Raw genomic sequence first — 1109 nt, 5'->3', positions numbered from 1 at the left:
TTGAAGTTCTGATGGGGCAGGGCATGTCCCGTCTCGATGCGATCAGACAGATTGGCGTTGTTGAACAAACCTATTACCGCTGGCGAAAGAAGTACGGCGGAATGGGCGTAGATCAGTTGAAAGAACTGAAGCGGCTTCAGAAAGAGAACGAGCGATTGCGACGTGCGGTTTCTGATCTGACGTTGGACAAACTGATCCTGACGGAAGCCACAAAGGGAAACTACTGAGCCCCGCTCGTCGTCGTGCTTGTATTGGCCATGTTCGCAAACAGCTGAACGTTTCTGAGAGACGCGCCTGCCGCGTGCTTGGACAACACAGATCCACGCAACGGCGCGTCCCACAAGGTCGCGCTGACGAAGACCAACTGGTGGCCGACATGATCGAGCTGACCCGTCAATACGGGCGATATGGCTATCGCAGGATCGCTGCGCTGCTGAGAGAGGCTGGATGGTCCGTCAGTGATGGGCGAGTTGAACGGCTCTGGCGGCGAGAGGGGCTGAAAGTGCCAATGAAACAACCAAAGAAAGGGAGGTTATGGCTAAATGACGGCTCATGCGTTCGGCTACGGCCAGAATATCGCAATCATGTATGGAGCTATGACTTCGTTCATTGCCGAACCGACGATGGCAAAGCTTTTCGGACGCTGAACATCCTTGATGAGCACAGCCGGGAGTGCCTTGCGATTAAAGTGAAGCGGAAGCTGAACTCGACCGACGTGATCGATGCCCTGACGGATCTGTTCATCCTTCGTGGCGCACCCGGTTTCATACGTTCGGATAACGGGCCGGAATTTGTCGCCCAGGCTGTCCGAGACTGGATCGCCGCCGTTGGCGCCAAGACGGCTTACATCGAACCTGGCAGCCCGTGGGAGAACGGATACTGTGAAAGCTTCAATGGCAGGTTCAGGGACGAGTTGCTCAACGGTGAGATATTCTACAGCCTGCGCGAAGCTCAAATTCTGATCGAACAATGGAGGAGACACTACAACACAAAACGACCGCACAGTGCACTGGGCTACCGCCCGCCAGCGCCTGAAACCATCATCCCGATGGATCAGAGGCCGATGATGCACTAACAATCAACTTGGACCAGTCAGATGAGGCTGCTCA

General features: G+C 55.1%; 1 protein-coding gene. It reads left to right on the top strand.

Going from position 1 to position 1109, the window contains the following annotated elements; translation table 11 throughout:
• A protein-coding gene (locus tag AC2FIB_RS22455; RefSeq protein WP_496842729.1) for an IS3 family transposase occupies positions 1 to 1075 on the top strand; the annotation gives its coding sequence in 2 pieces (ribosomal slippage) (positions 1 to 210 and positions 210 to 1075; 1076 coding nt annotated over the 2 pieces). This gene is flagged as partial in the annotation.
• Between the last annotated feature and the right edge of the window lie 34 nt (positions 1076 to 1109).

Source organism: Ruegeria sp. YTSA072 (genome assembly GCF_059610285.1).
This window is presented reverse-complemented; position numbering and strand designations above follow the sequence as displayed.